The organism is Paenibacillus sanfengchensis, from assembly GCF_036864765.1.
GTDB lineage: Bacteria > Bacillota > Bacilli > Paenibacillales > Paenibacillaceae > Fontibacillus > Fontibacillus sanfengchensis.
Genome location: NZ_JBAGJC010000004.1, coordinates 447,181 through 472,442 on the forward strand (window position 1 = coordinate 447,181; position 25,262 = coordinate 472,442).

General features: G+C 54.3%; 21 protein-coding genes. 19 read left to right on the forward strand and 2 right to left on the reverse strand.

Annotation, left to right across the window (positions count from 1 at the left end):
- The first annotated feature begins 57 nt into the window (after nucleotides 1–57).
- The 13 genes from mutS (at nucleotide 58) to glnA (ending at nucleotide 17,296) form a co-directional block, all read left to right on the forward strand.
- Complete coding sequence (mutS, locus tag V4U84_RS11295; protein ID WP_334077199.1) at nucleotides 58–2,859, forward strand: DNA mismatch repair protein MutS; 2,802 nt, start codon at nucleotides 58–60, stop codon at nucleotides 2,857–2,859.
- 540 nt (nucleotides 2,860–3,399) lie between these two features.
- Complete coding sequence (gene mutL / locus V4U84_RS11300; protein WP_334071278.1) at nucleotides 3,400–5,451, forward strand: DNA mismatch repair endonuclease MutL; 2,052 nt, start codon at nucleotides 3,400–3,402, stop codon at nucleotides 5,449–5,451.
- A gap of 17 nt (nucleotides 5,452–5,468) precedes the next feature.
- The gene (locus V4U84_RS11305) at nucleotides 5,469–6,245 is read left to right on the forward strand and encodes a class I SAM-dependent methyltransferase (RefSeq protein ID WP_334071277.1); all 777 of its coding nucleotides are present in this window, start codon (nucleotides 5,469–5,471) and stop codon (nucleotides 6,243–6,245) included.
- Nucleotides 6,238–7,212 carry a tRNA (adenosine(37)-N6)-dimethylallyltransferase MiaA gene (gene miaA / locus V4U84_RS11310; RefSeq protein WP_334071276.1) on the forward strand — a complete coding sequence of 325 codons (975 nt, stop codon included), beginning with the start codon at nucleotides 6,238–6,240 and terminating at the stop codon, nucleotides 7,210–7,212. The genes V4U84_RS11305 and miaA overlap by 8 nt, the downstream gene beginning before the upstream one ends.
- Nucleotides 7,213–7,237: 25 nt before the next feature.
- Complete coding sequence (gene hfq, locus V4U84_RS11315; protein WP_334071275.1) at nucleotides 7,238–7,477, forward strand: RNA chaperone Hfq; 240 nt, start codon at nucleotides 7,238–7,240, stop codon at nucleotides 7,475–7,477.
- Between the two features lie 157 nt (nucleotides 7,478–7,634).
- Nucleotides 7,635–10,319: a transglycosylase domain-containing protein gene (locus V4U84_RS11320; RefSeq protein ID WP_334077200.1), complete on the forward strand. Its 2,685-nt coding sequence runs from the start codon at nucleotides 7,635–7,637 to the stop codon at nucleotides 10,317–10,319.
- A gap of 138 nt (nucleotides 10,320–10,457) precedes the next feature.
- A complete protein-coding gene (locus V4U84_RS11325) occupies nucleotides 10,458–11,033 on the forward strand; it encodes a ribonuclease FAU-1 family protein (RefSeq protein ID WP_334071273.1) in 576 nt (191 codons plus the stop codon).
- The gene (locus tag V4U84_RS11330) at nucleotides 11,020–11,694 is read left to right on the forward strand and encodes a YdcF family protein (protein WP_334077201.1); all 675 of its coding nucleotides are present in this window, start codon (nucleotides 11,020–11,022) and stop codon (nucleotides 11,692–11,694) included. Before V4U84_RS11325 ends, V4U84_RS11330 begins: the two co-directional genes overlap by 14 nt.
- A 146-nt stretch (nucleotides 11,695–11,840) precedes the next feature.
- Nucleotides 11,841–12,818, forward strand: a complete 978-nt coding sequence (locus tag V4U84_RS11335) for an AAA family ATPase (RefSeq protein ID WP_334077202.1) — start codon at nucleotides 11,841–11,843, stop codon at nucleotides 12,816–12,818.
- Between the two features lie 13 nt (nucleotides 12,819–12,831).
- Nucleotides 12,832–14,145, forward strand: a complete 1,314-nt coding sequence (gene hflX / locus V4U84_RS11340) for a GTPase HflX (protein ID WP_334077203.1) — start codon at nucleotides 12,832–12,834, stop codon at nucleotides 14,143–14,145.
- A gap of 29 nt (nucleotides 14,146–14,174) precedes the next feature.
- Nucleotides 14,175–15,428, forward strand: a complete 1,254-nt coding sequence (locus V4U84_RS11345; protein WP_334077204.1) for a methionine gamma-lyase family protein — start codon at nucleotides 14,175–14,177, stop codon at nucleotides 15,426–15,428.
- A gap of 110 nt (nucleotides 15,429–15,538) precedes the next feature.
- Nucleotides 15,539–15,949 carry a MerR family transcriptional regulator gene (locus tag V4U84_RS11350; RefSeq protein WP_148452392.1) on the forward strand — a complete coding sequence of 137 codons (411 nt, stop codon included), beginning with the start codon at nucleotides 15,539–15,541 and terminating at the stop codon, nucleotides 15,947–15,949.
- An 18-nt stretch (nucleotides 15,950–15,967) separates the two neighbouring features.
- Entirely contained in the window at nucleotides 15,968–17,296 is a 1,329-nt protein-coding gene (gene glnA, locus V4U84_RS11355) for a type I glutamate--ammonia ligase (protein ID WP_334077205.1), read from the forward strand.
- A gap of 334 nt (nucleotides 17,297–17,630) precedes the next feature.
- Here the strand turns inward: glnA and lexA are convergent, their stop codons facing one another.
- Nucleotides 17,631–18,257 carry a transcriptional repressor LexA gene (lexA, locus tag V4U84_RS11360; protein ID WP_334072034.1) on the reverse strand — a complete coding sequence of 209 codons (627 nt, stop codon included), beginning with the start codon at nucleotides 18,255–18,257 and terminating at the stop codon, nucleotides 17,631–17,633.
- A gap of 187 nt (nucleotides 18,258–18,444) precedes the next feature.
- On the opposite strand from lexA, the gene V4U84_RS11365 reads away from it, so the two are divergent.
- The 5 genes from V4U84_RS11365 (at nucleotide 18,445) to V4U84_RS11385 (ending at nucleotide 21,002) form a co-directional block, all read left to right on the forward strand.
- Nucleotides 18,445–18,801, forward strand: a complete 357-nt coding sequence (locus tag V4U84_RS11365; RefSeq protein WP_334077206.1) for a LysM peptidoglycan-binding domain-containing protein — start codon at nucleotides 18,445–18,447, stop codon at nucleotides 18,799–18,801.
- A gap of 131 nt (nucleotides 18,802–18,932) precedes the next feature.
- Nucleotides 18,933–19,106 carry a DUF896 domain-containing protein gene (locus V4U84_RS11370; protein ID WP_334071266.1) on the forward strand — a complete coding sequence of 58 codons (174 nt, stop codon included), beginning with the start codon at nucleotides 18,933–18,935 and terminating at the stop codon, nucleotides 19,104–19,106.
- Between the two features lie 51 nt (nucleotides 19,107–19,157).
- Nucleotides 19,158–19,691, forward strand: a complete 534-nt coding sequence (locus V4U84_RS11375) for a hypothetical protein (protein ID WP_334071265.1) — start codon at nucleotides 19,158–19,160, stop codon at nucleotides 19,689–19,691.
- Nucleotides 19,692–19,746: 55 nt separating this feature from the next.
- Complete coding sequence (locus V4U84_RS11380; RefSeq protein WP_334077207.1) at nucleotides 19,747–20,541, forward strand: HAD family hydrolase; 795 nt, start codon at nucleotides 19,747–19,749, stop codon at nucleotides 20,539–20,541.
- A 38-nt stretch (nucleotides 20,542–20,579) separates the two neighbouring features.
- Nucleotides 20,580–21,002: a FixH family protein gene (locus tag V4U84_RS11385; protein WP_334077208.1), complete on the forward strand. Its 423-nt coding sequence runs from the start codon at nucleotides 20,580–20,582 to the stop codon at nucleotides 21,000–21,002.
- 63 nt (nucleotides 21,003–21,065) lie between these two features.
- On the opposite strand, the gene V4U84_RS11390 is transcribed toward V4U84_RS11385, so the two are convergent.
- Nucleotides 21,066–21,605, reverse strand: coding sequence for a 1,2-dihydroxy-3-keto-5-methylthiopentene dioxygenase (locus V4U84_RS11390; protein WP_334071262.1), 540 nt, complete (start codon nucleotides 21,603–21,605; stop codon nucleotides 21,066–21,068).
- Between the two features lie 191 nt (nucleotides 21,606–21,796).
- Between V4U84_RS11390 and metH the strand changes: the two genes are divergently transcribed.
- Entirely contained in the window at nucleotides 21,797–25,234 is a 3,438-nt protein-coding gene (gene metH, locus V4U84_RS11395) for a methionine synthase (protein WP_334077209.1), read from the forward strand.
- The last annotated feature ends 28 nt before the right edge of the window (nucleotides 25,235–25,262 follow it).

The window sequence follows — 25,262 nt, forward strand, 5'->3', positions numbered from 1 at the left end:
GCTTTCCCTCCTTTCTGGTATAATAGAAATCTATGAAAGGGAATTTGGAGGGTGCACATGGCTACTTATACGCCGATGATTCAGCAATATTTAAGTGTCAAAGCCCAGGCGCAGGATGCGTTTCTCTTCTTTCGGCTGGGGGATTTTTATGAGATGTTCTTTGACGACGCGTTGCTCGCTTCGAAAGAACTGGAGATAACGCTAACCGGTCGCGAAGGCGGCATGGAGGAAAAAATCCCAATGTGCGGGGTGCCGTACCATTCGGCGGAGAACTACATACACCGGCTGATCGAAAAAGGCTACAAGGTCGCCATCTGCGAGCAGGTGGAGGACCCCGCCGCCGCCAAAGGCGTCGTCCGGCGGGAAATCGTTCGGGTGATCACGCCGGGGACAGTGATGGAAGGGAAAACCGTCGGCGAACGCGCCAACAACTATCTGATGTGCGTCACGGAGCGGAACGGCCTGATGGCGGTGGCGTCCTGCGATCTTTCGACCGGCGAACTTTACGTTACGTCGGCTCCGGCGAGCAAGGAATGGCTGCGCGATGAAGTGGGGATCTACGATCCGTCCGAAGTGATCGGGGATGGGGCGCTGCTGGACTGGATCCGCGAGCAGGCTTCTCCGCTGGGCAAAGCGATCGTCTTCACCCCTTGGGATAAAGGTAAAGACGAAGCCGGGCGCCAGCAGTTTGGCGAAGCCGCCTGGATCCGGCTGGAAACCGAGCGCCGGGAGTGCATCGCCCTGCTCGTCGGCTATCTGGCCGAAACGCAGAAGCGTTCGCTCGGCCAGTTGACGAAAATTTCCGCCTACGAGCCGGAGCAGTATATGATTCTGGACCCGTTTACCCGCCGTAACCTGGAATTGGTGGAAACCGTGAGGGAACGGTCGAAGAAAGGTTCGTTGCTCTGGCTGCTCGACAAGACGGAAACGTCGATGGGAGCGCGGCTCCTGCGGCGCTGGATCGACAAGCCGCTCTTGCAGCGCAGCCGGATTGAAGAGCGGCTGGAAGCGGTGGACACCCTGTATAGCGGGTTTATCCTGCGGGAAGACCTGCGCCAGTCGCTGGCGGAAATCTACGATCTGGAGCGGCTCACCGGGCGGATTGCCTTCGGCAGCGCCAACGGGCGCGATATGATCGCTTTGAAGGGATCGCTGCGGAAGGTTCCGGCGATCAAGGAGCTCTGTGCGGCATCCACTTCTTCCACGTTGCGGAAAATCGCGGCGGATATGGACGATTGCAACGACCTGGCTGATCTCATCGAAACGGCGATTGCGGACGAGCCGCCGGTCTCGGTCCGGGATGGCGGCGTCATTAAGGGCGGTTATCATCCCCGATTGGACGAGCTGCGCGAAGCGGGCACGAACGGCAAGCGCTGGATCGCGGAGCTGGAGGCGGCGGAGCGCCGGGCCACCGGCATAAAATCGCTGAAGATCGGCTACAACAAGGTGTTCGGCTACTACATCGAAGTGACGAAATCCAATCTGTCGGCCCTGCCGGAAGGACGTTATGAACGGAAACAGACGCTGGCCAACGCCGAGCGATTCGTAACGCCGGAACTGAAGGAGAAGGAGACGCTGATCCTGGAGGCCGAAGAACAGATGGCCGATCTGGAGTACCGGCTGTTTAACGAGATCCGCGAAAAGATCGCCGCGGAGATCGAACGGCTGCAGCGGCTCGCCGAAAAGATCGCCGAGATCGATGTCCTCCGTTCCTTGGCGGTGGTCGCCTCCGATGGCGGGTTTGTCAAGCCGGTACTGACCGACGGCTACAATCTCGTTGTGGAGCAGGGACGCCACCCGGTGGTCGAATCCGTGATGAAGGATACGGCATTCATTTCGAACGGCACGGAACTGAAAAAAGAAGAAGCGAGTATCCTGCTCATCACCGGTCCCAATATGGCTGGCAAGAGCACCTACATGAGACAGGTTGCGCTGATATCCATTCTGGCGCAGATCGGCAGCTTCGTTCCGGCCGCGAGGGCGGAAATACCGCTGGTGGACCGGATTTTCACGCGAATCGGAGCGGCGGATGATCTGATCGGCGGGCAGAGCACCTTTATGGTGGAGATGGCGGACATTCAAGTTATGACCGAAAAAGCGACTTCCCGCAGTCTGATCATCATCGACGAGTTGGGCCGCGGGACTTCGACGAGCGAGGGCATGGCGATCGCGCAGGCCGTGATCGAGTACGTGCACGATTATATCGGCTGCAAGGCGCTTGTATCGACGCATTTTCACGAACTTGCGCACCTGGAGAACAGCTTGTCCGGCCTGCGCAATTACCGGATGGCCGTCCAGGAAAGCGGGGACAAGGTGCATTTTCTCCGCAAGCTCGTCCCCGGCGCGGCCGATACGAGCTACGGCATCTACTGCGCCCGGCTTGCGGGCCTGCCGGGCGGCATAATCGAGCGGGCTTACGGCTTGCTGCAAGGCTTTGAGCAAGCCGCCGCCGCCGTGACCGCGGGGAGCCTGGACGAGGTGGGAGCAACGGCAGCCGGTACGGGAGAGACCGGGGCGGCGGCCCAAGTCGTGGCGATGCAAAGTGAGGCGGTTCGAAGTGCGACAGAGCAGGCGCAGGCCCAGGTCCAGGCTCAAGTGGTGCAAACCCAAGGGATGACGATGGAAACGCAGATCGCTGCGGCGCAAGCCGGCGGTCATTCGCAGGAGGCCGAGACAGGCGTCGTGCAGTTGTCTATTTTTGACGACGAGATCCCGGCGAAGAAGCCGAAAACGGCTCCGGAAGATGCCGGAATGCGTCAAATTGTGAACATGGTGAAGAACGCCGACCTGATGAACATGACGCCGCTCGAAGCGATGCAGCTGGTGAATGAGCTCAAGCAAAAGGCCAAGCATTTGTAACGAGGGCGGGCCTGTCAATTCTAAAGGAAATAATAGCCGTCTATTTCGTGAAAATCGCCGGCTTTGATGTTTGAAAATCAAAATAGGCGCTATGGCTTCCGCTAGAAAACGGATGAGGACTTTTTTTCATGAAATAGCGGCTGCTGCGTCCGTTACAAAGTCTAGTGCCCCTTCAGACATCGCAGTAGGAGAAAAATCGTATTTAACCCACGGAGATCAAGGGGCCTGGCGCATTTTCCGACCCTTCCAGCTCCCAAAAGATGCAAATCTGCAGGTATTTTAGGCCGATCACCGGGGGGATTCGAAAAAAAGATGCAAATTTGCAGGCAATTCTGGCGATTTTAGAGAACCGAGCCGATTTCGTCGAAAATTCCTGCAGATCTGCAGGAATTTTGAAGTTATTGTTCCATACAGAAAAAAACATGCACATATGCAGGAATTTTATGTTATCAAGGATGTCTGATCGGCACTAGAAGCGCATCCCGTTAATCGGGGCAATAAATATCGGTTATATTGAGCAGCAGTAGGGGGGGACGAGCTGTGGCAAAAATCACTATACTGGACGAGCATATCGCCAACCAGATCGCCGCGGGGGAAGTGGTCGAACGTCCGTCTTCGGTCGTCAAGGAGCTGGTGGAAAATGCGGTGGACGCCGGTGCGACCAAAATCGAAGTCCAGGTTGAAGAAGGGGGGCTTGAACTGATCCGGGTGACGGATAACGGTTCGGGGATCGAGCCCGAGGATTGCGAGACCGCTTTTTACCGGCATGCCACCAGCAAGATTACGGCCGGGCGGGATCTATTCCAAATTCGCAGCCTGGGCTTCCGGGGGGAGGCTTTACCGAGTATCGCCGCGGTGGCCAAGGTCCGGCTGGTCTCCTCCAGCGATGACAGCGGTTTGGGCCGGGTGATCGCGATCGAGGGCGGAACGCTTAAAGAAAATGAAGATACGGCGGCTCCCCAAGGGACGGAAATTACGGTTAGGGAATTATTTTACAATACCCCGGCAAGGCTGAAATATATGAAGACGATCCAGACGGAGCTCGGCCACGTCTCTGACGTGATGTACCGTCAAGCGCTGGCCCACCCGGAGATCGCCTTTTCGCTCAAACACAACGGGAACGTGCTGTTGCAAAGCCAGGGGGGCGGGGATCTTTTGCAGGTCATCGCCTCCATCTACGGCATCAATACGTCGAAATCGATGATTCCGCTCGCGGCCGAAAATCCGGATTACCGAATTTCCGGGTTCATCGGGTTGCCGGAGCTGACCCGTTCCAACCGGAGCGCCATGTCCACGATCGTCAACGGGCGCTATATCCGCAACCAGGGTTTGCACCAGGCGATTCTTCGGGCATATCATACGCTGTTGCCGATCAATCGTTATCCGTTGGTCGTTATTTCGCTGGATATGCATCCTTCGCTGGTTGACGTGAACGTGCATCCCGCGAAGCTTGAGGTGCGGTTCAGCAAGGAAGCGGAGCTTAACGCGTTCCTCGAAGAGAGCATCCGCGCCGTGCTGTCGGAGCAGGTGCTTATTCCGCAGGTGGTCAAGCAGCAGCTCGGGAAGTCTGGCTCCGGTTCCGTGATTCAGGAGCAATTTCACTTCCCGGCGGCCCGGCGGGACGCCGCCGCGACGTGGCCCGCGGAACCCGGCGTTGGCCAGCCCGGCGGGGCCATGTCAGCCGCGGCCGAGGCGGGCACGCCCGCCGGAGCGGCCCAGGGGCCTGGCGCGCCGCCGCCGGGCGACGCCTACGCCGCGCCGGCGCGGCCGGTTGCGGGCGCGGCCGGCGGCTCCGCGCTGCGCGAGCAGGCCGCGGCCTACGGCGGAGCGGCCGCCGCTCCGCCGCGCACCGGCGCCTATGCGCCGCCAGAGCCGCCGCGCCAGGCCCCGGCCGCGGGCCAGCCCGGCGTCCGTGCGCCGCAGAGCGGCTACGCCGCTGCCGGCAGGCCTGCGGCCGGGGCGGTGCCGGAGGCGCTGTACGGCGCTCCGGACCAGGCGCCCGAGCTGCCGGCATTTCCCGAGCTGTCGCTGATCGGACAGCATCATGGCACGTATTTGATCGCCCAGAATGAACAAGGGCTCTATCTCGTTGACCAGCACGCCGCCCATGAGCGGGTGAATTACGAATATTACTATGAAAAATTCGGCAACCCGGCGGATGCCTCGCAAGAGCTGCTGCTTCCGATCACGCTGGAATTCACGCCTGCCGAAAGCGAGAAGCTGAAAGAACGGCTGTCGTGGTTTGAGCGGGCCGGCGTTATCCTGGAGCATTTCGGCGGCGGGACGTTCCGGGTCGTCTCCTGCCCGTACTGGTTCCCGCAAGGGGAGGAAGCCGAAATCATCCGGGAAATGGCGGAATGGGTGCTCAGCGAGCGGGCCATCGATTTGGCCAAGCTGCGCGAAAAATCCTCTATCCTCGTCTCCTGCAAGGCTTCCATCAAGGCGAACCAGAAACTGACGACCGAAGAGGCGGATACGCTCTTGCAGCGGCTGTCGGCCTGCAAGCAGCCGTACACTTGTCCGCACGGCCGGCCGATTATTGTATCCTTTTCCAATTACGATCTGGAAAAGCTGTTTAAACGGGTGATGTGAACGGAGGAAAGAGAATTGTGATCATAACGACAGGAGATCATCCCGCGCGCGAGGCGGTTTCCAGGGCTGCCGCTCTCGCGGCTCTGGCGGGTGTGCCCTACATTCCGCGGAACCGGACATCGCTATCCAGGCTGTCCGCCCGCCACGGGGACCAGGACATTCTGGTCATTCTGGAAGGCGGGGCGCGGCTTTATCGGCCGGAACAGGAAGAAATGAAGTTTCATCCCAGTATGGCTTTCGTCAGGGCCAAGCGATTGCTGAGGGGCGAGAGTGATCCGATGCTGGAAGCGGCCCGGGTTCGTCCGGGCGATACGATCATCGACTGTACCGCCGGTCTCGGCGCCGATGCGGCCGTGTTCGCCCTCGGCGCCGGAACCGAGGGAAGCGTCCTGGGGCTGGAGGATTCGCTTCCGTTGTGGAGTTTGCTGCACGAAGGTTTTGCTTACTACATATCCGGGGTAAAAGAATTTGACGAGGCCTTGCGGCGCGTCACTATCAAGCGGGCCGAGCATCTTGAGGTGCTGAGGGGGCTGCCCGACAAAAGCGCTGACGTTGTTTACTTCGACCCGATGTTCCGCGACCCGGTGCAAGAATCGTCAGCCATCTCGCCGCTTCGCGCTTATGCGAACAATAACAGCCTGGATGCCGAGGCGATCCGGCAGGCCTGCCGGGTTGCTCGCAGAACGGTGGTCCTCAAGGAGAAGAAAGGAAGCGGCGAATTTGAGCGTCTCGGTTTCGAAACGCAGTCCCGCTCCCATACCAAAATTGCCTACGGAGTGATTTCGCTTGACTAATCATGAAAAACCGAAGCTGCTGGTATTGGTCGGCCCGACCGCCGTCGGCAAAACGAAGCTGAGCATCGAGATCGCCAAGGCGTTCTCCTGCGAAATTATCTCCGGCGACTCCATGCAGGTGTACCGGGGAATGGATATCGGAACGGCCAAAATCCGCCCCGAGGAAATGGACGGCGTTCCTCACCACTTGATCGATGTGTTGGAACCGGACGAGGCTTTTTCCGTGGCGCGCTTTCAGGAGGAATGCCGGTCGCTCATCCCGCAGATTCATGGCCGAGGACATCTGCCGTTCATCGTCGGGGGAACGGGGCTCTATGTCGAATCCGTCTGCTACGAATTCCAATTTACGGAAGCGGGGGCCGATGAGGCGTTTCGTGCGGAGCAGCAGCGGCTGGCCGATGAACAGGGGCCCGAGGCGCTTCATGCCAAACTTGCGGCCATCGACCCCGAAACGGCGGGAAGGCTGCATCCGAACGATGTGCGCCGGGTGATTCGCGCCCTAGAGGTCTACCATATGACCGGAGAACCGCTGTCCGCCAGTCTGGCGCGGCAGAGCAGGCAATCTCCCTATGACCTTTGTCTGGTCGGTTTGACAATGGACCGCCAAATGCTTTATAACCGTATTGAACAGCGTATCGACGAAATGATGGCTTCGGGGTTGGTCGAAGAAGTACGAGAACTTCTGGACCGGGGATACACCACAGAGTTGGTATCGATGCAGGGGCTTGGATACAAGGAGATCGCCGAGCACCTCGTGGACGGTGTTCCGCTGGGCGTCGCGGTGGACAACTTGAAGCGGGATACCCGTCGTTTCGCGAAAAGGCAGCTTTCCTGGTTCCGCCATATGAAGGATATTTCCTGGGTGGATGTGGGCGACGGCACAAATTTTTCCGCGAATTTTGAGGCCGTACGTGCTATAATAGCAGGAAAGTTTTCAACTGATCTTGAATATAATTCTAAACACTAATTGATTCCTATTGGGGGTACGGCGAATGAACAAGTCCATTAATATCCAGGATACATGTCTGAATCAAATGCGTAAAGAGAGCATCCCGGTCACGGTCTTCTTGATCAACGGGTTCCAGATCAGAGGGACGATTAAAGCGTTTGATAACTATATTATCGTGATCGACAGTGACGGCCGCCAGCAAATGGTGTACAAGCATGCGATCTCCACGTTCCAGCCTCAGCGCAATGTTTCGCTTATGCAGGATTCCCAGAATGAGGGGTAAGTCCGAGTTGAAACTTTTTTGATTGCAGCACGTTTAATGGTATAGGAAATGAAGCGGAGCAACCTGAAGATAGGTTGTTCTTTTCTTTCCGGGCCCAAACCGGCAGCGGCCCTATTATACAGATAGAGATAGAGACGGGAAGAAGGGAGTCAAAACCATGTCTACCAATAGACCCTCCAGATTGGAGCGGAGCAGCAAACCTTCTGCGAAACCGGGAGCGAAGAAACCTGGGAAGAAGAAAAAAAAGATTACGCCCAAGCGCTTGCTGTGGACCGCGTTTTTCACGATTGCTTTTGCCATATTTTGCGGGACTGCGGGCTTTATGTACATCACGGTTAGCGGTGAGAAAATTCTCAACGAAAACAGAGACAAACTGGTTATTTATGAAACGTCGAAAGTATATGATCGTACCGGCAAGCTGATGGGGGAGTTGTCCATCGAAAAAAGCGAACCGGTTGATAAAATTCCTGATTTGGTCAAAAAAGCATTTGTCGCTACCGAGGATAGACGGTTTTATGAGCATAACGGGGTAGATCTGTGGTCCATCAGCCGTGCGGCGGTCAAGGATATTATGGCCAGATCCCTGGTAGAAGGCGGCAGTACGATTACTCAGCAGCTCGCAAAAAACATGTTCCTTGACTTCGATAAGACGTTTTTCCGTAAAGCAACCGAAATGTCTATCGCTATGGCCCTGGAACGCCATAATACAAAAGATGAAATCATTACGCTCTATCTCAACCGGATCTTTTTCGGTCAAAGAGCCTACGGCATTAAAGCGGCTTCCCAGCGTTATTTCGGCAAAGGTAACCTGGAAGATCTGAAGTTATGGGAAATAGCCACCCTTGCGGCCATCCCGAAGGGACCGTCCAAGTACAATCCGGTCAGTAACCCGGAATTGTCGAAGCAACGGCGCTCCGTGGTGCTTGACTTAATGTACGAGGAAGGCTATATCACCGCCGCAGAGCGGGACGAGGCGAAGGCAGTGGATTACACTTATGAGCCACCGGCTAAAAATGACAGTTATCAGGCCTTTAAAGATTACGTAATTAACGAAGCCGAGGAGAAATTCGGTCTTACCGAGGACCAGTTGAACCGCGGCGGTTACAAAATTTACACAACGATGGACGCCCAGGCGCAAAAAGCGGTTGAGAAGGCGTTTGCCAACAACGACTTTTTTGAAAAGAGCAAGGATGAGCAGCAGGTTCAGGGTTCAATCGTCATTATGAACCATGAGAACGGCAGTCTGGTTGCGCTGCTTGGCGGACGCGATTATGAACGGAAAGGGTTCAGCCGTCTGGACAGCCGGCGTCAGCCGGGATCCTCGTTTAAACCGATCGTTTCCTACGCGCCGGCTCTGGAAAGCGGCAAGTTTACTCCGACTTCGCTGCTGAGCAATGAGAAACAGTGCTTTGGAGACTATTGTCCGAAGAACTTGCATGGTTACTCCAAAACGATCGACATGACGACCGCGCTGACGAAATCGGAGAATATTCCGGCCGTTTGGCTCCTAAACGAGGTCGGTGTGGGAACGGGCGTCAAGTATGCCCAGGAAATGGGCATTAAAATGGACGAGAACGACCGCAACCTGGCTATTGCTTTGGGTGGTCTGACCCATGGGACAAATACGCTGGAGATGGCGGGGGCTTTTAGTGTGTTCGGCAACGGCGGGCAATACAACGAGCCTTACTCGATCAAATCTATCGTGGATCATGACGGTAAGGAAAGATACAGACATGATTCGAAGGCCAAAAGGGTGCTCAGTGAGCAAACGGCTTACCAAATGACACAAATGCTGCAAAATGTCGTTAACGACGGAACGGGGAAACGCGCCAGACTGAACCGGCCTGTAGCGGGTAAGACGGGGACGACCCAGCACGGGATCAAGGGCCTCCGAAGCAGCAAAAACCGGGACGTCTGGTTTGTGGGTTACACGCCGGAATGGACGGCGGCGATCTGGATGGGGTACGATAAACCGGACAAAAACCACCTGCTGAACGGCAGCAGCGGTCAGGCGGCCGCGTTGTTCTCGGCGGTGATGACCGAGGCGCTCGAAGGCGTACCGGTGAAGGACTTCCCGGTTCCGAAAAATTTGAAGAAGGAAGAACCGCCTAAACAGGAAGAAGCAGCGGTTACGAAGCCCGCGAATCTCTCGGCGACGTACAGTCCGGAGACCGGGGTAGTCACGCTGAACTGGACGGGTGTCAGCACCGAGGGCGCAGTGTACCGGATTTACCGCCGCGAGGCCTCGGAAGCCGACTTTTCTCTTTATATGGAAGCGGCGGCTCCCGGTGCGGAGGATATCGGGGTAACGGCAGGCGGCAGTTACGAATACTACGTAAAAGCCTATGATGCGGTCAACAATGTTGAAAGCGATCCTTCCAATATTACTCAGATCATGATTGAAGCCGAGGAGCCGCCGATGGATGACATCGATCCCGGTCAGGGTGACGTTGGCGGAACCGATGGGTCCGGCAACGGGGGCGCAGTTCCCGGCCAAGGAGGAAATGGCGGCCAGGATGGCGATCAAGGAACTCTGCCTCCGGGGAATGGCGGCGATGGAGGCCCAGGCTCAGGAAACAACGGCGGAGGAAACAGCGGAAATGGTCAAGGCAACGGGGGGCAGGCCGGGAACGGTGGCGGAAACGGCGGCGGAAACGGCAGCGGAAACGGCGGCAGCAACGGCTCCGGAAACGGCCAAGATGGAGTGACCCCTGACGGGGCGGGGAACGGCAACGCCGGATCTTCCGGGTCCGGTCTTCCGCCGGATGAGAACGGAGACAGCATCACCGGGGGGGACATCTCCGATCCGGTCGGCAACAACGGCACGAACAGCGGTTTTTAAGATCAGATTTAGGCCGGTCTTTCAACACTTTGGTTGAAAGACCGGCTTTTTTTATGAATTATTTTAAAATTTCATTTTTGAGACTCCCTTTTAAATGTGATAAGCTGAATGTACATTGTGTTGAAAGGGAACTTACTTATGAAGCGAAAATTCGGAGACCGCGCGAATTGGCGCCGTGTGACGCAGCGGCAGTTCAAATCCAGGTATGTGAACAGCGACATGTTTACCGGTTATGTCACGATGTACAGTATTCACGAATTAAAGGACCCGCTTTGGAAGACGTACGGAGGGCATACGTTCCGGATCGCCGATAAAGGGTACACTTGGCTGCAGTATTACCCGAAGGGCGCGCATTACGTAGTGACCGCCATGTTTGACGACCAGGGCGAAATCGTGGAATGGTATATCGATGTCTGCAAAATCCAGGGGGTGACGGATCAGGGCGTACCTTGGTTTGATGATTTGTATTTGGATATCGTCGTCTTAAAGAACGGAGAGGTATTTCTTTTGGATGAGGATGAGCTGGACGATGCGCTCACCCGGGGGTACATCACGGTGCGTGATTACGATATGGCGATGGAGACGGCCCGCGAGGTGTTGCATTCAATTCGGGAACATCGCTTTCCTTATTTTTCAATGTCGCTTGAGCACTATCGCACCGGTTTCGTCCTGAACGACTCCATGCGGCCGGGAGGTAAGCATGACACGATATAACGGGCATATGACGGGGCTTAACCTGGGTACGAAGAAGAAGAGGGGCCGCAGGATTTGGTTTTGGCTGCTTGCTTTTTGTGCAGCGGCCGTAATCGGCTGGATTCTCTTTTGTTTGGCCCAGATCGGCAGTGTGGAGCGGAATCCGGCCGCATATCGAACGTATGACGAGCCGGCGGATGTCGGCATCGTGCTCGGTGCGTCGATGTGGGGCGATACTCCCAGCCCCGGATTAAAAGAACGGCTGGAACGTGCCTTGAGCGACTATAAGGCCGGCAAGTTTCGCGTGTTTATTTTGACGGGAGGCCTGGATCGTCCGGATTATCATTACACCGAGGCGGAGGGAATGGCCAATTATTTGGAAGCCAAAGGGGTCCCGCGTTCGGATATGCTCTTGGAAAATCAGGCGACGAGCACATATGAGAATTTGAGGTACAGCCAGGATCTGATGCAAGAGAAGGGGGATGATTCCGCGGTCATTGTCACGCATACGTATCACGGCAACCGGGCGCTTGAAGTCGCCGAAATGCTGGATTATCGCAATCCCGGGCTGTCGCTGACCGAAACGAGTGTGCTGAAACCAACGCAAACGACGTTGCGTGAGGTATTGGCGTATAGCAAATGGAAACTGGATCAGCTGCTTCTTTACCTGGGGTGGTTATAGAAAAAAGGGAAAACTTCTAATAACGGAGCGGGAGAGAGAATACATTTAAGAAGAGTTTGCCGTCTCCCGGCGATAACGCTTGTTCAATCGTCACAAGTATCGCGTTTGTACGGACTTGAACAACTCCGATAAGAGGTGATCCATACATGTCAGGGCGTGTAATGGCGAGAAGCGGTTCTTCCGAGGACAGACCTTCCCGACAAATCAATGTCATTCTGCGCAGCTCCGAGCCTCCCGTGGTCTCCCAAAGCTCCGCGGAGAGCGAAGCTGCGGCCGGGGCTAAAAGTTTACCCCATCAAGGGCTTTTTGCCGACATGCAAAAGGAAATGAACGGATTGGTCGGGCTCGAACATGTCAAAGAGCTGATGTACGAAATTTTTGCCTTGCTTCAAGTAGCGGCCATGCGTTCCGAAGCGGGGTTATTATCCGGAGCCCAGGTCTATCATATGGTGTTTAAAGGCAATCCGGGAACGGGAAAGACGACGGTGGCCCGGATTGTGGCCAAGATGTTTCAGAAAATGGGCGTTTTGAACAAAGGGCATTTGATCGAGGTCGAACGCGCCGACCTGGTTGGCGAATACATCGGCCATACGGCGCAAAAAACTCGCGATTTGGTCAAGAAAGCGCTCGGCGGGATACTGTTCATCGATGAAGCGTACAGCCTGGCGCGCGGCGGGGAGAAGGACTTCGGCAAGGAAGCGATCGACACGCTGGTCAAAGCGATGGAGGATCAGAAGAATCAATTTATCTTGATCCTCGCTGGATACTCGGAAGAAATGGATTTCTTCCTGGCGACGAATCCGGGACTGCCTTCACGCTTTCCGATTCAGCTCGATTTCCCGGACTATACGATCGATCAATTGATTCAGATCGCCGAGGGGATGGTCAAAGAGCGTGATTATATTTTGATGCCGCAGGCGATACTCAAATTACAGCAGCATTTGTTGCGCGAAAAATGTGAGAGCGAGCACCTGTTCAGCAACGCCAGGCATGTGCGCAACATTATCGAACGTTCGATTCGCCAGCAAGCCGTGCGTTTGCTAAATCAATATACCAGCGGTTCGCCGGGCAAATTGGAACTGATGACCATTCGCACGGAGGATTTGAGGCTGGATAAGAAGTAAGGAGCCGTGAACGATGACAAAAACACCCTACGAGACACAGACCCTGGTGCCTGACCGGGCCGTTGTGGTCAGCCTGATTACACAACGGACCAGAGAGGAAGGGGTCAATCCGGACTATTCGCTGGAGGAACTTGTTCAGCTTGCCGATACCGCAGGGGTGGAAGTCACGGATCGGGTGGTGCAGCATCGTGAGAAGCCGGACCCGCGTTTTTGTCTCGGCAAGGGAAAAGTACTGGAGCTGCGCTGGCTTCTGCAGGAACATCAAGCCAATACGGCGATTTTCGACCAAGAGCTTTCCGGTGCGCAGGTGCGCAATCTCGAGGAGATGCTGGATGTCAAAATTATTGACCGGACCCAGCTGATCCTCGATATTTTTGCCCAACGCGCCAAAACGCGGGAAGGAATCATTCAGGTGGAACTCGCCCAGTTGACGTATTTGCTGCCGCGTTTATCCGGGCAGGGCAAAAATTTGTCGCGGCTGGGCGGCGGCATCGGCACGCGCGGTCCCGGCGAGAGCAAGCTCGAGACCGACCGGCGCCATATCCGCCGGCGGATTGGCGAGCTGAAGCGACAGCTGGCGGAAGTGACGCGGCACCGCAAATTGCATCGGACGCGGAGGCAGGAGAACGGCGTCGTCCAACTGGCGCTCGTTGGTTATACTAATGCGGGGAAATCAACGCTGCTTCGCGCTTTGACCGCCGCCGACGTGCTGGTAGAGAACCGGCTGTTCGCCACGCTGGACCCTACCTCGCGGATCATGAGGCTGCCGGGCGGCAAAGAGGTGGTATTAACGGATACGGTCGGCTTTATTCAGCAGCTTCCGCATGATCTGGTTGCCGCTTTCCGGGCGACGTTGGAAGAGGCGAATGAAGCCGATCTAATTGTGCATGTCGTGGACGCCTCGTCCGAAGCACGATTGGAGCAAATGGCGGTGGTGGACCGGATTTTGGAGGAGTTGGGGGCCGGGAACAAACCTAGACTCGTATTGTATAACAAAATTGACCTGTGCGAGCCGGAGCAATTGGAGATGCTGCCGGCCGTCAAGGATGCGCTGAAAATCAGCGCCTTGAATGAGAATGACATGGAACGGATCGGTGAAGCGGTCCAGCAATTTTTATCCGGCGGGATGCGTTCTTTCCGCATTCCCGCTCGGCGCGGAGATTTGACCCCCATTGTATACAAAATCGGGGATGTGGTTTCGCAGCGATGCGAGGAAGAGGACATGATTTATTCGGTGAATGTGAATTTGGAGGATTTTCAAAAATACGGGTACCTCCTCGCTCCTTACACCATCCCGACACATGAATGTCCGATAAATGAGAGATAAAGTTACTTAAGGGGAGAGGTAGAGTCATCATGGCGGTTTTTGCGAAAAAAATAGTTCAATGGATTGAAGCGGCAGAGCAGCGGGTTGAGTTAAAATACCGGGAGATTGACCGGATCGTCGATCGCAACCAGTGGAAGGTCATCGAAGCGTTCCAAAAGTACCAAGTGAGCGATTTTCATTTTGCCGGATCGACCGGATATGCCTATAATGATCGGGGGCGCGAGGTGCTGGACCTTGTCTACGCGGAAGTGTTTGGCGCCGAGGCCGCGCTGGTGCGTCCGCATTTCGCGTCGGGGACCCATACGATCTCGACCGCGCTCTTCGGGGTGCTAAGGCCTGGCGACGAACTGCTGTACATTACCGGTCGCCCGTACGACACGCTGCACAAGGTCATCGGGAAACCGGGGGATGGGACGGGCTCATTGCGGGATTTTGGTATTCATTACGATGAAGCGGCCCTTTTGCCCGATGGATCGGTCGATTGGGAAGCCGTCGCCGCCAAGGTGAACGAAAGGACCCGGGTCATCGGTATCCAGCGTTCCCGGGGTTACGATTGGAGAGATTCTTTTACGGTGGAACAGATCGGCGAAATGGTCAGCAAGGTAAAGGCGCTGAAGCCGGATTGTCTCGTGTTTGTGGACAACTGCTACGGCGAGTTTACCGAAGAATTGGAACCGACCCAGGTTGGGGCGGATCTCATCGCGGGCTCATTGATCAAAAATCCGGGGGGTGGACTGGCCGAAACCGGCGGATACATTTGCGGACGAGCCGAGTTGGTACAGCGGGCGGCTTACCGGCTGACGGCGCCGGGAATCGGTGCCGAGGTGGGCGCGATGCTGGGGACGACCCGGGCAATCTATCAGGGGTTGTTTCTGGCTCCTACCACGGTGGGACAGGCCTTGAAAGGCAGCGTCCTTGCGGCGGCCGTGTTCGAACAGGCCGGCTTTGAAAGCCGGCCCGGATGGAACGCCAAAAGGAGTGATCTGATTCAGGCTATCGCCTTCAGCGGTCCGGAACAGCTGATCGCCTTTGTACAGGGGATTCAGCGCGCCGCCGCCGTGGACGGACACGTCGTTCCCGAAGCGTGGGACATGCCGGGGTATGAACACCCCGTTATTATGGCGGCTGGGACCTTCATCCAGGGCGGAAGTCTGGAACTTTCGGCGGATGCTCCGATTCGCGAGCCCTATATAGCGTATATGCAGGGCGGCTTAACCTACTCTCATGTGAAATTCGGTCTACTAACGGCACTGCAGACGATGCTGGAGCGGGATCTCATATAGTTGACATGCAGCCCAAACATCTCTGTAAGTATTTCTAACATATCTATTGACATGTTAGGATAGTTGACATAGAATAGAGCCATGATTAATTTACTGGAAGGTTGAGAGCGATGAGTGACGAAATTCGCAGAAACATGGCCTTGTTTCCGATCGGTATCGTTATGAAGTTAACGGATTTGACGGCTAGACAAATTCGTTATTACGAACAGCATCAGCTGATCGTACCCGCCCGGACTTCGGGGAATCAACGGTTATTCTCCTTCAATGACGTCGAGCGGTTGCTTGAGATCAAGGGCTTGATCGACAAAGGCGTAAACATTGCCGGGATCAAGCAGGTCATGAATCCGATGAATAAGGATTCCGGAGAAGCTACGATCATCACGAAAGATACGGAAGAGAAACGAAAAGAAATGACAGATTCACAGCTTTATCGTATGCTGAAACAGCAGCTCATCACGGGGAAAAGACCGGGTCAGGTTTCTTTGATCCAAGGCGAGCTGTCCCGCTTTTTCAAAATATAAACGTAGGGAGAGGTTATCTTGAGTTACTCAAAAGAAGACATTTTACGTATCGCCAAAGAAGAAAATGTTCGTTTTATCCGATTGCAATTTACCGACCTGCTGGGAACGATCAAGAACGTGGAAATTCCCGTCAGCCAATTGGAGAAGGCGCTTGATAACAAGATGATGTTCGACGGTTCGTCCATCGAAGGCTATGTGCGGATTGAAGAATCCGACATGTATCTCTTTCCTGACCTGGATACTTGGGTTATCTTCCCATGGGTTGCCGAAGATCGCGTAGCCCGTTTAATTTGTGACGTATATATGCCTGACGGCACGCCGTTCGCCGGGGATCCTCGCGGCATTCTTAAGCGTGTGCTGAAGGAAGCCGAAGAGTTGGGTTATACATCGATGAACGTCGGTCCGGAACCGGAGTTCTTCCTGTTCAAAACCGACGAAAAGGGCAACCCGACGATGGAATTGAACGACCAAGGCGGTTATTTCGATTTGGCCCCTACGGATCTCGGGGAGAACTGCCGCCGCGAAATCGTTTTGACTTTGGAGGAAATGGGCTTTGAAATCGAAGCTTCCCACCATGAAGTGGCGCCGGGTCAGCACGAAATCGACTTTAAATATGCCGACGCCATCAAGGCGGCGGACCAAATTCAAACCTTTAAGCTCGTGGTAAAGACGATTGCGCGTCAGCATGGCCTGCATGCGACATTTATGCCGAAGCCGTTGTTCGGCGTGAACGGTTCCGGGATGCATTGTCACCAGTCGTTGTTCCGGGATGACGTCAACGCTTTCTATGACGAGAGCGACACGCTCGGCCTGAGCAAGGAAGCCCGTCATTACATGGCCGGGATCTTGAAGCACGCCCGCGCTTTTGCCGCCGTCACGAACCCGACCGTGAACTCGTATAAACGTCTGGTTCCAGGTTACGAAGCACCTTGCTATGTGGCATGGTCTTCCAGCAACCGCAGCCCAATGATCCGGATTCCTGCCTCCCGCGGCCTCAGTACGCGCGTCGAAGTGCGCAACCCGGACCCGGCCGCTAACCCTTATCTGGCACTGGCGGTTATGCTCAAAGCCGGCCTGGACGGCATCAAGAACGAACTGCCGCTCGTGGATCCGGTAGACCGGAACATCTATGTGATGTCCGAAGAAGAGCGTGTGGAAGAAGGCATTCCAAGCTTGCCATCCGACTTGAAGGAAGCGCTCGGCGAGTTGATCCGCAGCGAGATCATCACCGAAGCCCTCGGCGACCATGCGTTGACTCATTTCTATGAACTGAAAGAAATCGAGTGGGACATGTTCCGCACGCAAGTCCATCAATGGGAACGCGATCAGTACATGACATTGTATTAATAGGAAGAGCCCTTGGTGCTTAGGCATCAGGGGCTTTTTTTATGAGACTGGATTGTGGTTTTCCGCCAATATGTGCATTCCATGACGGGACGACTGATGAAAATCAGGCTTTTGGGCATGCTAACGCCAAGGAGCTGATACGACATGGTGTTCGCATTGAAAAAATACCATCGGCGCAGACTGTGGTTGAAGCGAATTTGGCGGGAAGAGCGGTCCGGAATGAAACGTTATTTACCGCAGGACGATCTAACGAACGTATAGGCAACTTATTGCAAAATGAAAAGAGGCTGCCCAGGGAAAGGGAGCCTCTTCATCATGCGAATTAGGGAATAGATTAGTGCAGGTCGCGGAATAAACCGACGACTTTGCCGAGAATAACGACATTCTTGAGCCGAATCGGCTCCATTGTCGAGTTCTCAGGTTGAAGGCGGATGTGATCCTTTTCTTTGTAAAAAGTCTTCACCGTAGCCTCATCATCTTCCGTCATAGCCACGACGATATCGCCGTTGTTGGCCGTCTGCTGTTGGCGAACGATCACATAATCCCCGTTATGAATACCTGCTTCAATCATACTTTCCCCGACAACGGAAAGCATAAAGATCTCACCGTCTGAAGAATAATGCTGCGGGAGAGGGAAGTAGTCCTCGATGTTCTCCGTTGCCGTAATCGGCATGCCGGCGGTAACCTTGCCGACGACCGGAACCCGGGTCACGCTGTGCGCGAACATGCCGAGCGATTCCGATTCTTCCTGCCCCAGCAATTCGATGGCCCGAGGCTTGGTGGGATCCCGGCGGATAAAGCCCTTCTTCTCCAAACGGTCGAGGTGGCCGTGCACGGTCGAGCTGGAGGCTAGTCCGACGGCTTCTCCGATCTCACGTACTGAAGGAGGGTAACCCTTCATCCGAACTTCATTGCGTATAAATTCCAAAATAGCCTGTTGTCGGCTGGAAACCTTGGACATAACGATCATCAACCCCATTAGTAACGTTTGGAAAAATTATAACATAGAACTGTCGTTCGTACAAACATAAGTTCTAAAGCTTTCTAATATATGCGAACAATTGTTCTGAAAAACTATTGAAACAAACAAGTGTTCGTGTTATATTGAGATCAAGAGATAAGAACATTTGTTTGGGGAGTGATTCGATATGCCAAGATACACTACATACCAAAGTATTTATAATAAGCCGGTTGCCCGTTCGTGGAGGCATGTTCCCGGTTTTTCTCCGGAATGGACCAAAAGCGTAATGAAGATTGCGTTTCTGTTGATTCTTTTGACGATGACCGGCACCGGAGTGGTTACCGCTTTTGCCGCAGCAAATGATGGAGGGTCCCATGTCAAGGAAACCGTCATTGTTACCCCTGGAGACACGCTATGGGAAATCGCGGTTGATCATAAGCCCCGCGGAAAGGATACCCGTGTGTATGTGGAGGCTATTAAACGGGTGAACGGTTTATCCGTAAGCGATATTCATCCTGGGGACACACTGGTTTTGCCGGATTGAACACGCCTATATATATGAAGAAACTGAAAGAGCTTGGATTCGGGGGCCGCTGCCTTGACAAGCTCTTTTTCTCATGTCAAAGTAAGAATTGTTGCTTATAGAATATGGATGATCAGACAGGAGGAAATGTAGTGGATATAGATACACTGGTGAAACGGATCAATGAATTGGCCCGCAAAAACAAAACGGTGGGCTTAACGGAGGATGAGAAGCTGGAACGGGCACAGCTCCGGGAAACTTATTTGCAGAACATCCGGAACAACTTCCGTCAACAGCTTGAATCCATCGAAATCGTGGATAAATAACGCCGGCCGCAAGGTTCGGCTTACATAACATTAGGTGTAGGAGGAAATTTCATGGCTTCGTTTGACAGGAAAGTGGAACGCAATCGGGTTCGCATGAACAAGAAAGGAAAGGGGCCGAGCCGGATCGGCGGCGGGGGGCAGGATCCCCGGTATTCGTTAGGCGCCAAGGGGGAAGGAGAGGTTTTTAGAGGAAGAAACATTCTTCTTCCGGCAGCTCTGGTCTTGCTGGCCCTTCTGTATGCCGTGGTCGGGTTGATCGGTAATGCCTCGGAAGTCAACTCGGTTTTGTTTTGGCTCACGATCGTACTTTATCTGATCCTGGCGTTGACGATTTTTCTCAGGAAGCCGTATTTGCGAATTCATAAAGGCTGGCTGTATACGTCCAAATTTAACCGCGACCGCACTCTGGAAGCAAACAACATCAGCAAAATAAAGGTAGGCCGCGGCAAAATCACGATTACTCCGAAGAGTAAAGACGTCAATTGGGTGTTCCACCGCGTCCGCAACCGTTTTGACACGGAGGCGATGGGAGAACATCTGGAGCAATATGCGAAAGTACACCATGTTTCCTTTGAGAAGGAATAAGGGTTAGTATAGATTGAAATTGAGGTTGTCAATATTTTGGGGGAGTGTGTGAACTATGACTATCAAGGCCGTATGTTTTGATCTGGATGACACTTTGTTGTGGGATGAGCGCAGTATTAAAGAATCTTTTGAAGCGACTTGCCTGAAAGCGGGAGAAGCGGTGGGGATCGATCCTGAGAAGCTCGAGGAATCGGTGCGCAAGGAAGCCAGAGAGTTGTACGCGTCTTATGAAACCTATCCGTTTACCAAAATGATCGGGATCAATCCGTTTGAGGGATTGTGGGCGACCTTCTCGGCAGGGGAACAGCCGGAATTCCGCCAACTGGAACAACTAGCCCCCGTTTACCAGAAGGAATCCTGGCTCCGCGGTTTAAAGTCGCTCGGTGTGGAGGACGAGGCGCTCGCCGGGGAGCTGGCAGCGCAGTTCGGCCGGGAACGCCGTTCCCGGCCCCATGTTTACGAAGAGACTTTTCGCATTCTCGGCGAATTGAAGGGCAAGGTCAAGCTGCTCTTATTGACCAACGGATGTCCCGCCCTGCAACAAGAGAAGCTTGACGGTGTTCCGGAACTGTCGCCTTATTTCAATGAAATTATCATTTCCGGATCGTTTGGAAAAGGAAAGCCCGATTCGGCCATTTTCCACCATGCGCTGGAACGGTTGGGGGTGGAACCGGAGGAAAGCTTGATGGTCGGCGACAAGTTGACGACCGACATCTGCGGCGGGCTTAGCGTGGGAATGATCACGGTATGGGTTAACCGGCACGGACGCAGCCGGACCGATGAAATTGTACCGGATTTTGAAATCAAACATCTTGCGGAGCTGCATGACATTATCGCGAAATATGCTTGAGCGTTGGAGACGGAACAAGTAGTAGGGAGGTAAACGCCATGAACAAAAAGAACGGTTTGTGGATCATCGGTTTGACCCTGCTGTTTGCGGTGCTTTTAAGCGGATGCGGCAATCCTAAGGGGACGGACCACCACATTGCGGCCGATGCCAATATGCTTGAGCCGATAAATGTGGAGCTTCGGGTGAATCCCGCGGAAGTTACCGCAGGAAAGCCTGTAAGGTTCGAAGCCAAGGTTACCCACCAGGGTCAGAATGTCGATGATGCGAAAGAAGTTATGTTTGAGTACTGGAAGGACGGTTCACCGGAAGATGAGCACAGTAAGGAAGTAGTTGCTGGCTCGGGCGACGGGCTTTACGTATTGGAGAAGACGTTCGAAGAACCGGGAACGTACCATGTCATTTCCCATGTGACCGCTCGTGATCAGCATTCCATGCCTTCCGAGGAATTTACGATTAAATAACGATACTCAAAAACAAGGCTGCTCCCGTTATGGAAGCAGCCTTGTTTGCATTTTCAGATGGATTTACTTTTGAAAGGAAGGATCCTCATAAGGGTGGGCGATCCAACCGTCTTCCTCCACAAAGAGGCGGACGGCCACAACTTTGCGTTCATCGGTTAGGGTAAAGAAATGCGGTGTGTTTTCCGGTACGGAAATCAAATCGCCCGGTACGAGATTAACGTCAAAGTAACCGGTTTGTTCGTCGCCTTTGATGATGAAAGTGCCGGCTCCGGATATGATCGCCCGGATCTCATCTTCCGAATGGGTATGGATTTGCTCGAATTTGGCCAACAATTCTTCGATGTTTGGCGTAGCTTCCGACAGGGTGATGACGTCCCAGGTCCGGTAGCCGCGGCGGGCGGCGAGTTCCTGAATTTCGGACTGATAGGCTTCCAGGACGGCTGCTTTTTGCTCGTCGCTCAGCGAAAAGTTCTCGCGCAGTTCTTGCGGGAGTTTTTTCGTATCCCAATGCTCATAAATTACTTCATATTTATCCAGAAAATCACGAACTTTTTCTTCTCCTGAAATAATTTCGTTCGTCTTTCTTATTCTTATTTCGGCCATAGGATTACCCCGCTTTCTAAATAGTTTGATTGAATTATAGCTGAAAGAGGCGCTGTTGTCGACCCTTTCTTTTCATTATAAAAAGGGATTGATCCAGGGAGAACGCGGGTTAGCAATTTTGTAATCTCCCTTTCCTTGGACGCTTTAATCTGTTAAACTAATTCTTAACGTTTTACGGGAGGGAACAGATCATGAGTAAACCAAGCTTGGAATCTTTAATAAAAGAACGAATATTGATCCTTGATGGAGCGATGGGAACCATGATCCAGCAAGTGGACCTCAAGGCTGATGATTTTGGAGGAGAGGAACTGGACGGCTGTAATGAAATTTTGGTGCTTACCCGTCCGGATGTTATACAAACGATTCATGAGCAGTATCTGGAAGCGGGGGCCGATCTGATTGAGACCAATACGTTCGGCGCGACTTCCGTGGTACTGGCTGAATATGATTTACAGGACCGGGCGCGGGAGATCAACCTGGCGGCCGCGCGCTTGGCAGTTTCCGCAGCGGAGAAATACAGCACGCCGGACAAGCCGCGATATGTCGTAGGCGCTATCGGCCCGACGACGAAGACGCTGTCGGTGACCGGTGGCGTTACATTTGATGAATTAACGGCCAGCTATGAGGAACAAGCCGTGGCTTTGATCGATGCGGGAGTCGATGCGCTGATGCTGGAAACCTCGCAGGACACGCTGAACGTCAAAGCGGGAAGCATCGGGATCAACCGGGCCTACGAGACCACCGGCAAAAAACTCCCGCTGATGATTTCGGGGACGATCGAGCCGATGGGAACGACGCTTGCGGGTCAGAACATCGAATCCTTCTATATTTCTCTGGAGCATCTTAACCCGATATCCGTCGGACTTAACTGCGCTACGGGCCCGGAATTTATGCGGGACCATATCCGGACGCTTTCGGAGATGGCGAAGGCGGGCGTCAGCTGCCACCCGAATGCCGGTCTCCCGGACGAAAACGGGAATTACCATGAGTCGCCCGATTCGCTTGCCCAGAAGATGGCCGCTTTCGCGGAGCAGGGCTGGCTCAATATCGCCGGCGGCTGCTGCGGGACTACACCGGCCCACATAGCGGCGCTAGCGGAAAAAATGAGGCAATATCGTCCCCGTGAAATCGAAGGGATCCATCCGCCGGCGATTTCCGGGATTGAGCCGGTCTATATCGAGTCGGCCAACCGGCCGTATATGGTCGGGGAGAGAACGAATGTTCTCGGATCGAGAAAATTTAAGCGGCTAATCGTGGAAGGGAAATACGAGGAAGCATCGGAAATCGCGCGTGCCCAAGTCAAAAACGGAGCGCAGGTGATCGACGTATGCGTGCAGGATCCGGACCGTGACGAAGCGGAGGATATCAAGTTGTTCCTGGAGCTGGTCGTCAAAAAGGTCAAGGTTCCGCTGATGATCGATACGACAGACCCGCAAGTACTCGATTTGGCGCTCAGCTATTGCCAAGGCAAATCGATTATTAACTCCATTAACCTTGAAGACGGTGAAGAGAAGTTTGAAAAAGTAACACCGCTGATTCACAAATACGGGGCCGCGGTCGTCGTAGGGACCATCGATGAGCGGGGGCAGGCGATCACGCGCGAAGACAAACTGGAAGTGGCGAAACGCTCGCATGATCTGCTGGTGAACAATTACGGGCTGAATTCCGAGGATTTGATCTTCGATCCGCTTGTTTTCCCGGTCGGCACCGGCGATGAGCAGTACATCGGTTCGGCCAAGGAAACGATCGAAGGGATTCGCCTGATTAAAGAGGCACTGCCTTCCTGCCATACGGTGCTCGGCGTCAGCAACGTGTCCTTCGGTCTGCCGGAAGCCGGGCGTGAGGTCCTTAACTCCGTCTTCCTATATGAGTGCACCAAAGCGGGGCTCGACTATGCGATCGTGAACACCGAGAAGGTGGAGCGCTATGCCTCCATTCCGGAAGAGGAACGGCGGCTGGCCGAAGAGCTGATTTACAACACCAATGATGAGACATTGGCCGCATTCGTTGCGGCGTTCCGAAACAAAAAGGTGGAGAAGCAGGAAAAAGTGGTGCATCTCTCCCTGGAAGAACGGCTCGCTTCCTACGTCGTGGAAGGAACGAAAGACGGGCTGATCCCGGACTTGGAAGAAGCCCTAAAAAAATACAGTGCTCTGGAAATTATTAACGGGCCGTTGATGGCGGGGATGGAAGAGGTCGGCCGCCTGTTCAACAATAACGAGCTGATCGTGGCCGAGGTGCTGCAAAGCGCGGAAGTCATGAAAGCTTCGGTGGCCTTCCTGGAGCCGTTCATGGAAAAGAACGAATCCTCCGTTAAAGGGAAAATATTGCTGGCGACCGTTAAGGGCGATGTTCACGACATCGGAAAAAATCTGGTGGAGATCATCTTGGCCAATAACGGTTACAAAATTGTGAATTTGGGTATAAAAGTACCACCGGAGCGCATTATCGAAGCGTGTCGGGAAGAGCTTCCGGACGCGGTAGGTTTGTCGGGGCTGCTGGTCAAGTCGGCGCAGCAGATGGTCACCACGGCTCAGGATTTGCGCAATGCGGGAATTGACGTGCCGATCCTCGTCGGCGGCGCCGCTTTAACCCGCAAATTTACCAGAACCCGGATACGCCCGGAGTATAACGGTCTGGTTGTTTACGCCAAGGACGCGATGGACGGGCTGGATCTGGCCAATAAGCTGATGGATCCGTCGCACCGTGAAGTAATCCGGAAAGACATCGAGGCGGAAAAGGAAGCCGATGCACAAGCCGCTCCTGCGGCACCGATGCCGGAATTAAGCCGGGCGGTCCGCTCGAATATCTCGACCGATGCTCCTGTGTTTATTCCGCCGGACCTGGACAGGCATGTGTTGCGGGATTACCCGATCAATCATATTATTCCGTATATTAATATGCAGATGCTGCTCGGCCATCATCTGGGCCTGCGCGGTTCGGTGGACCAACTGCTCGCTCAAGGGGACGAGAAGGCCGTCCAGCTTAAGGAGACGGTGGACGAAATTCTTCGGGATGCCGCCGGGAAAGGGATCATCCGGGCCCAGGCGATGTATCGTTTCTTCCCGGCCCAATCGTCGGGGAACGATATTATCATTTACGATCCGGCAGACTCTACCCGGGTACTCAAAACGTTCACATTCCCAAGACAGCGTGTAGAACCGTTTCTCTGTCTTTCGGACTTCCTAAAATCCGTAGAGAGCGGTATGATGGACTATGTCGGGTTCCTTGTGGTCACCGCAGGCCAGGGAGTGCGGGAACTGTCGGAAGAGTGGAAAGCCAAGGGGGATTACCTGCGGTCGCATGCCCTTCAGTCGGTGGCGCTGGAAACGGCCGAGGCCTTGGCGGAACGCGTTCATCATATTATGCGCGATATATGGGGATTCCCGGATCCGCCGGAAATGACGATGAAGCAGCGCCATGGCGCCAGATACCAAGGGATTCGTGTATCTTATGGATACCCGGCTTGCCCGGATCTCGAATACCAGCAGCCGCTGTTTGAATTGATGAAGCCTGAAGATATCGGGATTCAGCTGACGGAAGGCTTTATGATGGAGCCGGAAGCCTCGGTGTCGGCGATGGTATTCGCCCATCCGCAAGCGCAGTATTTTAACGTGGATAAAGCTTAAACACCCCAGTCTGCAAACCCTCCGAGTT